At 42.8% G+C, this 12511-nt stretch carries 12 protein-coding genes; 4 read left to right on the top strand and 8 right to left on the bottom strand.

Annotated features, from left to right (window positions below):
* Positions 1-96: 96 nt before the first annotated feature.
* The 3 genes from QME20_RS08615 (at position 97) to galU (ending at position 3032) form a co-directional block, all read left to right on the top strand.
* Positions 97-984, top strand: coding sequence for a glycosyltransferase (locus QME20_RS08615; protein ID WP_278346112.1), 888 nt, complete (start codon positions 97-99; stop codon positions 982-984).
* Positions 981-1877, top strand: a complete 897-nt coding sequence (locus QME20_RS08610; protein ID WP_278346111.1) for a glycosyltransferase family 2 protein — start codon at positions 981-983, stop codon at positions 1875-1877. The genes QME20_RS08615 and QME20_RS08610 overlap by 4 nt, the downstream gene beginning before the upstream one ends.
* Before the next feature lie 261 nt (positions 1878-2138).
* Positions 2139-3032: a UTP--glucose-1-phosphate uridylyltransferase GalU gene (galU, locus tag QME20_RS08605; RefSeq protein WP_239260445.1), complete on the top strand. Its 894-nt coding sequence runs from the start codon at positions 2139-2141 to the stop codon at positions 3030-3032.
* Between the two features lie 145 nt (positions 3033-3177).
* Here galU and QME20_RS08600 read toward each other — a convergent pair whose 3' ends face one another.
* The 7 genes from QME20_RS08600 to queF form a co-directional block, all read right to left on the bottom strand.
* The gene (locus QME20_RS08600) at positions 3178-3492 is read right to left on the bottom strand and encodes a helix-hairpin-helix domain-containing protein (protein WP_061484972.1); all 315 of its coding nucleotides are present in this window, start codon (positions 3490-3492) and stop codon (positions 3178-3180) included.
* Between the two features lie 330 nt (positions 3493-3822).
* Positions 3823-4830, bottom strand: coding sequence for an isocitrate dehydrogenase (locus tag QME20_RS08595; protein WP_014948534.1), 1008 nt, complete (start codon positions 4828-4830; stop codon positions 3823-3825).
* A 230-nt stretch (positions 4831-5060) separates the two neighbouring features.
* Positions 5061-6671 (bottom strand): histidine kinase, encoded by a 1611-nt coding sequence (locus tag QME20_RS08590; protein WP_281715790.1) that lies wholly within the window; start codon positions 6669-6671, stop codon positions 5061-5063.
* Positions 6672-6682: 11 nt separating this feature from the next.
* Complete coding sequence (locus tag QME20_RS08585; RefSeq protein ID WP_014948536.1) at positions 6683-7057, bottom strand: DUF3192 domain-containing protein; 375 nt, start codon at positions 7055-7057, stop codon at positions 6683-6685.
* A 199-nt stretch (positions 7058-7256) separates the two neighbouring features.
* Positions 7257-8621 carry a nucleotide 5'-monophosphate nucleosidase PpnN gene (gene ppnN, locus QME20_RS08580; protein WP_281715789.1) on the bottom strand — a complete coding sequence of 455 codons (1365 nt, stop codon included), beginning with the start codon at positions 8619-8621 and terminating at the stop codon, positions 7257-7259.
* A gap of 10 nt (positions 8622-8631) precedes the next feature.
* Entirely contained in the window at positions 8632-10188 is a 1557-nt protein-coding gene (locus QME20_RS08575; RefSeq protein WP_168462598.1) for a GGDEF domain-containing protein, read from the bottom strand.
* 73 nt (positions 10189-10261) lie between these two features.
* Positions 10262-11122, bottom strand: a complete 861-nt coding sequence (gene queF, locus QME20_RS08570) for an NADPH-dependent 7-cyano-7-deazaguanine reductase QueF (RefSeq protein WP_049585974.1) — start codon at positions 11120-11122, stop codon at positions 10262-10264.
* Positions 11123-11268: 146 nt separating this feature from the next.
* Here queF and syd point away from each other — a divergent pair, with 146 nt between their 5' ends.
* Positions 11269-11811, top strand: a complete 543-nt coding sequence (gene syd / locus QME20_RS08565; RefSeq protein WP_156086041.1) for a SecY-interacting protein — start codon at positions 11269-11271, stop codon at positions 11809-11811.
* A 60-nt stretch (positions 11812-11871) separates the two neighbouring features.
* Here syd and QME20_RS08560 read toward each other — a convergent pair whose 3' ends face one another.
* Entirely contained in the window at positions 11872-12183 is a 312-nt protein-coding gene (locus tag QME20_RS08560; RefSeq protein WP_049585976.1) for a hypothetical protein, read from the bottom strand.
* Between the last annotated feature and the right edge of the window lie 328 nt (positions 12184-12511).

Below are 12511 nucleotides of genomic sequence, written 5' to 3'. Positions count from 1 at the left end.
AGGCTTAGTAAAATCTCTGTAACATGCCAACAAATAAAAGCGCACAATTAAGGCGCTTTTATTTTCTTTGTTACTTTTTTACGTTGGTAAAATTTCTTGATAAATCAATTCTCTATTCTTCAAAATAACAATAAAAAACAGCATGTCGAATCGATAATTGCTATGGCGGTTTACCAAGCTGACAATGCGAAGTGGCTTCGCGAAGCCATTGAAAGCATGACTGAGCAGTCTTACACAGATTTTCTTTTCGTTATTGTCGCCGATGGACCTGTACCTCAAAAAATAACTCGCGTACTAGAAGGTGTAGCAAGCAAAGACGACAGGGTAATAATAGCGTCGAATAGTCACAATGTGGGGCTAGCAAGTAGCATGAACTCAGTTGCTGAGTTCGGTATGCAGTTTAACCCATCGTTTTTCATAAGAATGGATGCGGATGATATTTCTGAAGAAAACCGCCTTCTACGCCAAATCACCTACCTTAAAAAGCACAGCAATATTTCGGTGCTAGGTTCAGCACTAACGGAAATTAACGAAAGTGGTGTAAAGGTTGGCGCGCGAGTAATGCCCGCTTCACACAGGCAGATCGTTCGTATCTTGCCGAGACGATGCTCGCTTAACCATCCAACAGTAGTTATTCGTTACAATGTATTTAATGATGGGCATCGTTACGACAGTGACTTGTTAAACACACAAGACTATTTTTTCTGGATAACCTTAGCATCTAAGGGTTATATCTTTAGGAACTTAAAAGATCGACTTTTGAAGTTCAGACGAGTTAATAACTTTTATAAACGTCGAGGCTTAAGTAAGTCGCTCAACGAGTTCAGAGCACGTTTATATGCCATACATAAATTAAAGCAACTTTCACCCTATAACTTTTTTTACGCTTGTGGTGTTTTAGCATTGAGGTTAATGCCTGGAAAAGTGGTTAAACTTGCCTATAAACTTGATAGACATTTACTGGAAAGGTTTGGTAAACATTGAGCGTCGGCGTTGTTGTTATACTATTTAATCCTGATGTTGAGCACGTGCGTAGTCTCATCGATGCGTTTTGTGCCCCTGACTGGAACGTCATCTTGGTTGATAATTCTCCAAGTCCTCAGCAGGCTCTTTTAACAACTGATGTTACTTATCTTCATTACCCTTCAAATATTGGTATCGCCCACGCTCAGAATGTCGGCTTGAAAGTGCTCTTTAATGAGGGAAGCGACTACGCCTTTTTGCTTGATCAAGATAGCTTGTTCTCTCCCGATATTGCTGTTGAGTTAGTGAGGCAATTCCAAGAGATTGAGCAACGTTCCCCAATTGCAGCCATAGGCCCTTCGATCTATTGCCAATTTTCAGAGTGTGTCGATCAGGGGGTTCTGCAAAAAGGGAAGCAGGTTTCCGAAAAGTTAAAAACAGTAAAGCAAATCATTGCCTCAGGCATGTTAATTTCCAAACGTGCTTTTGAACGCGTGGGTGAAAAAGAAAATGAGCTCTTTATCGATGGCGTTGATCACGAATGGTGCTGGCGTGCTCGAGCCAAGGGCATGGTTATCTATCAGTCGCTCAGTGCATGTATGCCTCATCGACAAGGCGACGATAGAGTGAAAGTTTGCGGTGTGACATTCAAGCAGGGCGCACCGATAAGGCTCTACTATCAGTTTCGCAACGTACTCATTTTAGCACGCCGCCATTACGTACCTCTTTATTGGAAACTTCGTCATGTTTGTGCAATACCTCTGAGGTATCTTGTAAACAGATATTGCTTTGAGCAAGGCAAAATGCGAGGCGCTTTCATGTGGGCAGGACTCAAAGATGGATTAAAACGCAAAACCGGCCCCATAGAGCATGCATTAATTCCAAAAAGTAGTGTGAAAAAAAGCGACACTTGATGTGTAGGAAAGGAAGGATAAAGCATAAAAACTTTCACTATCGTGGTGCATTAGATATTATTTATCCCTAATTTTGTGCTTCTATCGGTGGTTTTGAGCTGTTTTGCCCATTTTCAATACACAGACGCTCTAAAAAGGTAATTGGAACATCGATTGCATTAGTCTTGCGAACAACAGTGAATATATCTCAGCTTAAGGAATAACAAACGGCTGAAAGTCGACTTAGGCGTGTATTTAGGATTTTAAAAAAGGATATTAACTATGAGTCAGGTTAGAAAAGCGGTAATCCCTGTAGCGGGCCTTGGGACGAGAATGCTCCCAGCAACGAAAGCTATTCCAAAAGAGATGTTGCCAGTGGTTGATAAGCCATTGATCCAATACGTGGTAAGTGAATGTGTTGCTGCAGGACTAAAAGAAATTATCCTAGTAACGCACGCGAGTAAAAACAGTATTGAAAACCACTTTGATACCTCTTTTGAGCTAGAAGCCACACTAGAAAAGCGTGTAAAACGCCAACTGTTAGAAGAAGTTCAGTCAATCTGTCCAAAAGATGTAACTATCATGCATATTCGCCAAGGCGTTGCTAATGGACTTGGTCACGCAGTACTTTGCGCTCGACCTCTGATTGGCGATGCGCCATTTGCGGTAGTGTTACCTGACGTTATTATTGATGATGCAGCAAGTAATCCTAAAAAGGATAACCTTGCAGACATGGTTGCCAAATTTAACACCAGCCGAGTAAGTCAGGTCATGGTTGAGCAGGTACCAGACGAAGATATCTCTAAATTTGGTATCGCAGACCTAGACGGCGCGGCAATTGCGCCAGGTGAGTCAGCGAAGATTCACAAAATGGTTGAGAAGCCGCCTCGCGACGAAGCACCTTCTGACCTTGCCGTTGTAGGCCGATACGTTCTGTCAGAAAAAATCTGGGATCTGTTAGAGTTCACGCCTCCAGGCGCAGGTGGTGAAGTTCAGCTTACTGATGCTATTGATGCATTGATGAAACTTGAACAAGTTGATGCTTACTACATGAAAGGTAAGAGTCACGATTGCGGTAGTAAGTTGGGTTACATGAAAGCTAACGTTGAATATGCGTTACGTCACCCATCGTTAGGCGACGAATTTAAAGAATACTTAGCTTCTGTTGTTAAATAGTCTTACTAGGGCTTGTTGATCTTTAGTGTAGATGAAAGAACAGCAGGCCTAAGGCAATTAAATAGCTTTAAACGATTAAAAATGCGCCCTTGCGGCGCATTTTTTGTGTGTGGAGCCAGCGTACCGCCTATTCGCTTTAGTCCTTCTATCTTACCTGTACATAGCCTTCAATTTTATTAAGCATCTTTTCACCGATACCTTTCACTTGAGTTAATTGTGCGACCTCAAGAAACGGGCCTACTTCTTCACGATATTTAATAATAGCTTTCGCTTTAGATTGTCCAACGCCGGGTAGGGTAATTAATTGCTCTACGGTCGCCGAGTTTAAATCGATACGTTGTTGTTGGCTTGTACCTTCATTAGCTTGCGCATTTCCACTATCCGCTGGTTGAGCGTGAACCGCTGGCGTTTGAATGGCTAGTGCAGATAGTACGAGTAAACCTGAGATTAATTTTTTCATCATCTTTCCTTGTATGTTGCTAAGCGCGCCATAAAGCGTTATCGGCGCAATATTTAAGTAAATGGGTTTAAGTCATGTACCAAAGCGCGCTGACTTTTGTAACCTAAATGCAGCCGGAGCAGACCTCTTTAAAAACTTCCTGTCCGCTGTTGTAACCAAGTTACAAAGCTCAGCACACTTCAACGTGTACAAAGGAAATAATAAAGGTGAACGAGAAAAGCGGTAGTCCAGTTTTAGTACAGTTTAAAGCAGGGGAGTGATTAATAGAGGCATAAAAAAACGGGCTATTAAGCCCGTTTTGAAATAATTGAAAGGTGTAAGCTCAAACGCTTATAGGCGGTCAAGAAGCGCCTGAGTGAACTCGGTTGTACCTGCTTCACCACCAAGGTCACGTGTTGTGCGATCGCCAGACTCGATAACGTCTTTTAGTGCTGCGCGAATTTTCTCTGCTTTATCGCCCATGTTTAGGTACTCAAGCATTTGCGCTGCTGCCAAGATTACTGACGTCGGGTTAGCTAAGTTCTTACCAGCAATGTCTGGTGCAGAACCGTGAACGGCTTCGAAGATTGCACAATCTTCACCGATGTTTGCACCTGGTGCCATACCAAGACCACCGACAAGACCAGCACATAGGTCAGATAGAATGTCACCGAAAAGGTTAGTCGTAACGATAACGTCAAACTGATGCGGGTTCATCACAAGCTGCATACAGCAGTTATCAACGATCATTTCAGCTGACTCGATGTCAGGATAACGCTCACCAACTTCACGGGCTACTTTAAGGAAAAGACCTGATGTTGACTTAAGGATGTTAGCTTTGTGAACAGCTGTTACTTTCTTACGACCTTCACGGCGCGCTAATTCATAAGCAAAAACAACGATTTTTTCAGCGCCGTCACGAGTGATCTTACTCATTGCTTCAGCTTCGTTACCGTCTTCTGATACAACTTGGCCAAGACCAGAGTACATACCTTGCGTGTTTTCACGAACGGTAATGATATCGATGTCTTCGTAACGTGCTTTTGTGCCTTTGAATGACATCACTGGACGAAGGTTTGCGTACAGTTTGAACTGCTTGCGAAGACTAACGTTGATTGAAGTAAAACCTTCACCAACGGGGGTCGTTAAAGGACCTTTAAGCGCAACTTTGTTTTTTGCGATTAGGTCTAAAGTTTCTTGAGGTAGAAGCTCGCCATGTTCTTCCAGTGCGACTAGGCCAGCATCGGCATAGTCATAGGCAAAGTCACAGCCAACCTTATCTAAAATTTTTGTGGTTGCATCGATAATGTCCGGGCCAATGCCGTCACCGCGAATGACTGTAATACGTTGCTGAGTCATGTGGAGGGATCCTCTGGTAATTCTGTTGTCAAAATCGTTAGGTTTATTCAATTTGTAGCTTGGCGTTTATGAGCCAATTTCTGCCTGCTTACTTATTATAATGGAAAATATAGGGAAAAAGGGTTAAGCACTGCAAAAGTTGCCGTATTTTATACGATACCTGGCGCAAGTTATAGCCATTCGTAAAGATTAATTAAATAGCCGAGTACGATGTATTGGAGTAAATGGCGTTACTGCGCAAGCGGACAGAACAAAAGTGACCCATTAGCGTCTAGTGCGTTTACCACATCATCTCGTCGAATACCTAGGATATTTAAAAGTGTTTTGATATTGATATCCTGAAGTAATGGATAAATATCCTGATTAAATACGCATGCTTTGGCGAGAGCGAAGCTCAACACCAGAATTGCTTGTTCCTTTTGAAGTGATTTAGGAACGTCCGTACTTACTTTACTGCATTGGTGTATAACGGCACGCCACGTCGAGCTTTGATGCCAACTTCCAGCAAGTTCAGAAGCGCTTGCTAGCCAAGGCGTGTCAGATTTGACCTTGAATGCGCTATTAATGGACACAGCTTTGCTGAGGTCGACGGGTAATGCTCGTGACACTTTAAACCCTGGTAGCGTGAACAAGGGAGTACAAACAAAGGTCATAGTCAATGCGGCAGATTGCGGCGAAAACTTCGAATCGGCGAGTTGTGCGAAATAGCTTGCAAATGAACAAGCCAATAAAGTTAATTGCTTGCACATGCCCATCAGTGGAAATTGGTTTTGCGTTAGCCGTTCTAACAGAGCAAATTGAATAAGCATGTCACCCACACGTTCAATGCCGTAGGTCAAAACCGCCTGTTTAATGCTTTTAACCGGAAGCTGAAGACGGTTGTCCTGACTCGCAGTGTGCATCAAAAAGTGATTAAACGTGGGCACGCTTTCAATTTTTTCGCAAAGTTGTTCAATATCTACATCGCGCTTTTGCAGCTCATCGATAATAGTTATAAGAGCTTTAGGGGGATGCTGAATTGCGAATGTAGAAGGTAAAAATGGTGTGCCGCCATGATTTACTCTCGCAGTGGCGGTATCAGTGTAAAGAGCAACAAAGTGCTCAAACGGCATTGTTAGTGAAATGGGAGAGCGTATTGACGATAGAGGCAGCCACTTTCCATCTTCATCGTCTTGACTAAGCATAAATACGTAGCCGTGATTTTGCTGAATGTCGACTAGCGCGCCCGGTACGCCGTTTGCGTAAACCTTTGCGCCAGGTAGCACACCATTAAATAGGTTGATAAGTGGTGCAATAAGGTGACGATGATGTGCTGGAAGGCGTAAAACGATCTGAGTGAAAACCTCACGATAATCTGCTTTTTTTGTTTTAGTAGCGAAAACATTTGCTAGGAGACAAAGCCTTTGAACCATATTAAGCCGAATGTCTGCAACGTAGTTAATGGGCTTGTCTGACCGAAATGCTTTTTGAAGTTTAATGATATCCAGCCAAATCGAGAGATTGTGTTTACGCAAAAAGCGAATGATATTGGCCGTTTGGTCGCTTGGTGTTCCTTTACTTGAAAGCCAGAGGGATGCGAGTAAAGACGCAAGCACATGTTGTAAATAGTGGTCGTTTAATCGGCAAAGCTTGCCAAACAGCGCCAATAATAAAAGATGTTGAGTATCTTTGGGAAGGTCATTATCGATGTGTAACGTTGCTGCAGCAAGCGCTGGATTGGCGTTTACTAAGGTCAGGATCCGTTTAGCGATTTTCAACCAATGGTTTATACGCTGCTCGACAGAAAGTTCAGTGTTACCTAACTGAACCAGGCGTTTAAGCGTGGAAATGATGTCGCTCACTCCCCATCCTTCTAACTTTTTTGGTAACTGGAGTAAGCCCCTTCACCCCATGCAATAAGTTTGTCGTTTTCAAAAAGTAACGGTGTACATTCATCTTGCGTGGTTAAGCCGTCAGCGCGCACATGTTGTGTCCTGAAAAACATAACCTGTATCGCCGTTGCTCCTTGTCGCTTAGCTTCTGTAATGTCAGGTGAGCCTAACAAAGCCAAAACCTCTTCTCTTGTACTGCCCAACTTCAATTTGGTAATTTGCACACGGTTATATTCTTCACGGTCTTTCCAATCCATATTTTCTGGCTTATCGGGATAGAACGCGATAACCATAAAAACAAACACCGCATAAAGGGCGATGCCAGCTAAAATTAGACGAATAACCTTGGTATTCATGACCGTTACTTCTCGTTTTTCTTTACTTTAATGTTAGTGTTAATCACGAGTGGGACGCATTTCCATCACGTTGAGAGAAAGCTTGATGCTTTAATGCGTAAAACAATACTCTTTAGTAGTGTAACGCAAAACGTCTGCCAAGCATAAGTAGTAAACGTAAGCAAATGCGTCTTATCACGGTTATCGGTTATTCATTACCTTATTTTTCATTCTTCACAACGTAACACGGTTCATATGCCGTCCCCGGGAGCTTCATTCGGTGCTGTTTTACAAAGGATTCTAGCAGCGTATCGACTTTTTCCATCAGTGCACTGTCACCAGTAAGTTCAAACGGACCATGTTTTTTAATTTGGGCAATACCCTCTGCTTTAACGTTTCCTGCGACAATACCCGAAAACGCTTTGCGCAAATTGGCCGCTAGATCACTTTTACTTTGATCTAAGTGCAGTTGAAGGTCGGCCATACTCTCATGCGTTGGAATAAAGGGCTGTTGAAAGTCTTGTTCAATTTTTAATGACCAATTAAAGCTGAATGCGTCACCCATCGCACCTCTGAACTGCTTCACTTTTTCAAGGTGTTTATTCATGGTGCGTGCTACTTCTTCTGGGTCATCCACAATGATTTGATATTTTGACTGTGCTTCTGGACCCAGTGTTGCACCAACAAAGGCGTCTATGGCTTCAAAGTATTCTTCGCTACCAGCTGGCCCTGTTAGAATGAAAGGAAAAGGTTGCTGCGCATTGCGTTCATTCATCAAAATGCCAAGCAGATAAAGTAATTCTTCGGCAGTGCCTACACCGCCTGGAAACACGATAATGCCATGTCCGAGTCTAACAAACGCTTCTAAACGCTTTTCAATATCAGGCATGATAATGAGCTCGTTGACAATGGCGTTGGGCGGCTCGGCGGCAATAATACTCGGCTCAGAGATGCCAATGTAACGGCCTGTCTTGTGGCGTTGCTTTGCATGACCAATGGTAGCGCCTTTCATTGGGCCTTTCATTGCCCCAGGGCCGCATCCGGTACAAATATTCATATCACGTAAGCCAAGTTGATAGCCTACTTCTTTAGTGTATTTATACTCAACCTGATTTATAGAGTGGCCACCCCAGCAAACAATAGTGTTTACGCCGTCGTTACCCTCAAGTGCTTTGGCATGGCGTAGCATGTCAAAAACCATATCGGTAATGTCGTTACCTTCCGCTGGAGCGGTTTGGTGAAGAAATGCATACTTATTACCCATGTAAAGCAAGTCGCGCAGTACAGCGAAAAGATGTTCGTGTACACCACGTACGAGTTGCTCATCTACGAACGCTACCTCGGGCGGATTGACGAGCTCAATTTTTACGCCTCGTTCACGACGTATGAGCTTAATTTCAAAATTCTCATAGGGGGCGAATAGCGCTTCGAAATTGTCTTCATCAACGCCGCTGTTCAATACAGCAAGGCAGCAGTTTCTGAACATAGCGAAAAGCTCGCTATTAGTGGCATCTTGAAGGCGAGAAACTTCTACTTGCGACAGTTGGCTCATCCAGCCAACAGGGTTAAGCTGCACTTTCTTCATACTTTACTTCCTATAAGTCAGTGCTTAAATCAGTGACTACGAGATTGCGGCCGTTACGTTTCGCTTTATAAAGGTATTCATCGGCGCGCTCGAAAACCGTTTCTGTAGTATCATTTTCACCGAAACAGGTTGCGCCGAAAGAAGCGGTAATTTTTACTTTTTCTTGCTTAAATTTGAACGGCATAGCAGCGAGCTTTGTTCTAACTTCATTAAGCTTTTTATCAATATCTGCCATCTGCGTGTTAGGCAGCAGCATAACGAACTCTTCTCCCCCCCATCTGGCAACAAAATCATTTTCTGACAGGCTTTGTTTCAGAAACTTGCTCACCACTTGCAGAGTTTTGTCTCCTGCAGCGTGACCAAACCTATCGTTGATCGATTTAAAATGATCAATATCAACAACGGCAACTGCCAGAGTATCCCCACTAGATTTAAAGTGAGCATACGCTGCGTCTAATTTTTCGTTATATGCTTGTCTATTAGGAAGGCGTGTTAGCGGATCGGTTCGACTCTGCATTGCTTGCTCGGCGAGTTTCTTTTTATAAACGCTGGTTTGTTGCTGAAGCGTATCTATGCGCGACTGCATTGAAGACAGCAATGCCATTAGCGCTTCTTGGCCTTGCTGATCGTTGCTTTGCTGCTCGCTTAAGGTGCTTACAAGCTTTTCAACCCGAAACTGGGTCTGCTCTTTAAGGGCTTCTAAGGAGCTGCTTTCTGATACAGCTTCTTCTATGTGGCTAATCTCACGCTTAAGCTGTTCATTGCCCGCTTGGCGTTGCTCGAATTGGGCTTGACTCCCCTGAATGGTATTGTTTACATCGTTGCTTACTTCACCTAGCGAACGGTGTAGGCTCTGAATGACTTTCCCTGTCAGGCTAGCCTCTGACATGGCGTCTTGCACAATCATCCGCAAAATTACAACGCAGCTTTTCAGTAACTGGTCTTCATCCATGCCGTCATCGAGACGTTGCTTTATGTCATTGAGCTGAGGATCATTCGGTTTTTTCTGCGCGTATGAAGTAATCAAATGATTAAGTTCAACTAATATAGAGCGGTAGTGAGGATTGTCATCTTTAAGCGAGCGAGTGGTCGAATTTTCTTGCTTGTTCGATGGCGCTTCAACCGACCCGGTTGGTTCGAGGCCTACCATTTTCTTGTTAAGTGCAATGCGGTGAAGGGCAATGGCTTTTGCGTATAGTTTATAAATACTAAATATATCGCCCACAGGCTGATTCAATTTAATCAACTCTTGTGTTGTCAGCCCTTTCAACTCACTGTCTTGAAAAACAATTTTCTGCAGCTGTTTCATCGCATCTTCTAGCGAAGATACAGTATCAACGCTGTATTTTCTCAGAGTTATTTCTTGGTGCTGTAGAGATTTATTAAGCTTTTCAATACTGACCGCCGCTAGGCTGAAATTTGGTGTGCCAGATAGATGGCCACGCAATACCTTGAGTTCAGTATCTATTTTATCGGAGAAGCCCTCGTAAAATGCTGAGAGCTTCACAATAAACTGGCAAAGAAGCGCATTATTTTGTTTTAAAGTTTGTAGTTGTTTTGCTTCCATAATCTCGTCTTAGTTCTAATTCACTGTTACCGCCGCGGCTGTGTTAGCTTTAGGGGTGTACTTCACCGTAATATTACTGACGTGCTTGACGATGATTGGCATAAGGCGCTTCATAATTCGAACGGAAGGGGTTGATGTCTAAACCGCCTCTTCGTGTATAACGAGCGCACACCGTTAACTTATCTGGCTGACAATGTTGCATTATGTCGTTGTAGATGCGCTCAACACACTGCTCATGGAACTCATTGTGTTGCCTAAAGCTAATCAGATATTTCAAAAGCCCTTCATGTTCAATAGCTTTTCCTTCATACCTAATTTGAATACTAGCCCAATCTGGCTGACTTGTGATTAAACAATTAGATTTAAGTAAGTGGGAAATAAGCGTCTCTTTTACTTCTGCACCACTCTTAGCCAGAGCTAAAAACTGGGTGTTGGGGGAGTATTGTTCGATTTCTACATCAAGACTATCTAACAATGTCCCTTCAAATTCTTTAAATTGCAAAGAGGTAAACTGCTCGGGAAGAATTAGCTTTACCTCAACAGTCTCGCCTGCACATGCTGATAAATCAGCCTGTAGCACCTGTCGTACGTCCTCTGCCGAGGCAAACTTTGTCTGATTGAAGCTATTTAAATAGAGCTTAAATGATTTTGATTCAATTAAGTTTTCTGAGGTGATAGGGACATGGCATTCTAAAATAGCAACATTGGGCTTACCTTTTAAATTAAGCCAAGAAAGTTCGTATCCAGTCCAGGTATCTATACCGTCGAAAGGTAGACTAGAGTTAGCGAGATCCAATGTGTCGCGGCTTAAACTGCGCGGGACGCCTTGCAACAAGCCGGGGTTATATTCAAATTCGTAGTCAACCTGTTTACCCAAAGAGAGGTCATCAGGTGCAGTGATAGTAATTTTTTGAGGTGAATTGTCAGTCGACATGTGAACCTTTTATCCATCTACGTGGGGTTTGAATAAGAGAACTGCAGTGGCGAACTAATGTCGTGCAGTATAGTCGAAACAACCCCAGTATTGACTTAACTGTTTAGTTGTATAGTGTACCCCAAAAATACGCAGGTAACGTCATAATGGCTCTAACAATTTCCGCACAATTAGATAAATTTGTATCATCTTATGTCGAACACACCAAGGGAGAAGGGTTAAAGATCGTATATGATAGCGAGTGGCCCTCGCCGTGCTATGAAAAGACGGCGCAAGATGGGGAGTTTGTTAGATGGACACCAACACTGCAGTCGCCCCCGCAGTCTTTCAATAACGTTGAAGAGGCGCTATCGCTAAAGCTAAATCCAGAATACTGTGAATACTTCACTCGTTACTACAGCGATAATTTAAGGGCTGCCGCCCCTCAAGGTCGCTGCGAGCTTCTACAAGTTTTCAATAGCGAAGACTTTGAGCGACTACAACAGAACTTGATTGGCCATTTGCTAATGAAGCAGAGGCTGGGGCAAGCGCCAACGTTGTTCTTTGGGTTGACTGATGAAGAAGATTTTATCTTAACGGTTGTCAATGAAAGCGGTGAAGTTGCACTCGAGCAGGTAGGTAAAGAGCCTTCTCAAATTCTTGCTCCGTCTCTTGCGGCATTTTTGGAGCAACTTACGCCCACTATGTAAGCTGTTTATTTAATTACATTGTCTGGCAGGTATAAAGTAGCCTGCCGGCAAAAGTCATTACTACTTTGCGCTAATTACCTCATTTAGCACACGTTTTAGTTCTGCCACTTCTTTTTCTAACGTCTCTACTCGTGCTTGCAGACTACTAACTTGCCCCGCGCTATTAGTTGAATTTTGTTGCGAGTCTTCTTTTTCGCTTGGCACATCTAATTTAGGTTTATGCGCGTTAAATCGCTTAATTGCCTCAATGGCTTCGGTTACCGATACTTTAAAAGGAGCCCTAGCACGTAAAATCCCCACCGACGGTGTTTTACCTTCTTTATGCATTTGAAGGCATAAAATATGGAGCTGCTGTAAATTAGAATTACTCATAATTCGAAAATGATTCAATGTCGTCAAAGTTAGCAGTGTAGCTTGTGTGTATAGTCAATTTCACTAATAAGTTACTTATCTCACTACTTTTTTTTAAGAGTTCAATACTGGTGAAACTATAATTTATATAAATATCAGTATCTTATATTTTGGCCTTATTCTTGTTTATTCAGTCCTAAATTACGTTATCACTTGTGCATACAATGGTTACTTTTCTCGCGTATTTATGTCTATTCAGTGTCGGTTCACAATGACGTGGTCAACCAAAATTGACCAACCCAGTTAAGCTACTTTTTTCAATTTCTTCATGTCCGCCTCATATTGATTT

It is taken from the genome of Alteromonas sp. CyTr2 (genome assembly GCF_947311905.1).
In the GTDB taxonomy this organism is placed as follows: domain Bacteria; phylum Pseudomonadota; class Gammaproteobacteria; order Enterobacterales; family Alteromonadaceae; genus Alteromonas; species Alteromonas macleodii.
Note: the sequence above shows the minus strand (reverse complement) of the source record. Positions and strands in the feature narration are given on the sequence as shown.

Coding starts and splice junctions, on each gene's coding strand:
- galU (WP_239260445.1), top strand. CDS start 2,139: ATGAGTCAGGTTAGAAAAGCGGTAATCCCTGTAGCGGGCCTTGGGACG.
- QME20_RS08600 (WP_061484972.1), bottom strand. CDS start 3,492: ATGAAAAAATTAATCTCAGGTTTACTCGTACTATCTGCACTAGCCATT.
- QME20_RS08595 (WP_014948534.1), bottom strand. CDS start 4,830: ATGACTCAGCAACGTATTACAGTCATTCGCGGTGACGGCATTGGCCCG.
- QME20_RS08585 (WP_014948536.1), bottom strand. CDS start 7,057: ATGAATACCAAGGTTATTCGTCTAATTTTAGCTGGCATCGCCCTTTAT.
- ppnN (WP_281715789.1), bottom strand. CDS start 8,621: ATGAAGAAAGTGCAGCTTAACCCTGTTGGCTGGATGAGCCAACTGTCG.
- QME20_RS08575 (WP_168462598.1), bottom strand. CDS start 10,188: ATGGAAGCAAAACAACTACAAACTTTAAAACAAAATAATGCGCTTCTT.
- queF (WP_049585974.1), bottom strand. CDS start 11,122: ATGTCGACTGACAATTCACCTCAAAAAATTACTATCACTGCACCTGAT.
- syd (WP_156086041.1), top strand. CDS start 11,269: ATGGCTCTAACAATTTCCGCACAATTAGATAAATTTGTATCATCTTAT.
- QME20_RS08560 (WP_049585976.1), bottom strand. CDS start 12,183: ATGAGTAATTCTAATTTACAGCAGCTCCATATTTTATGCCTTCAAATG.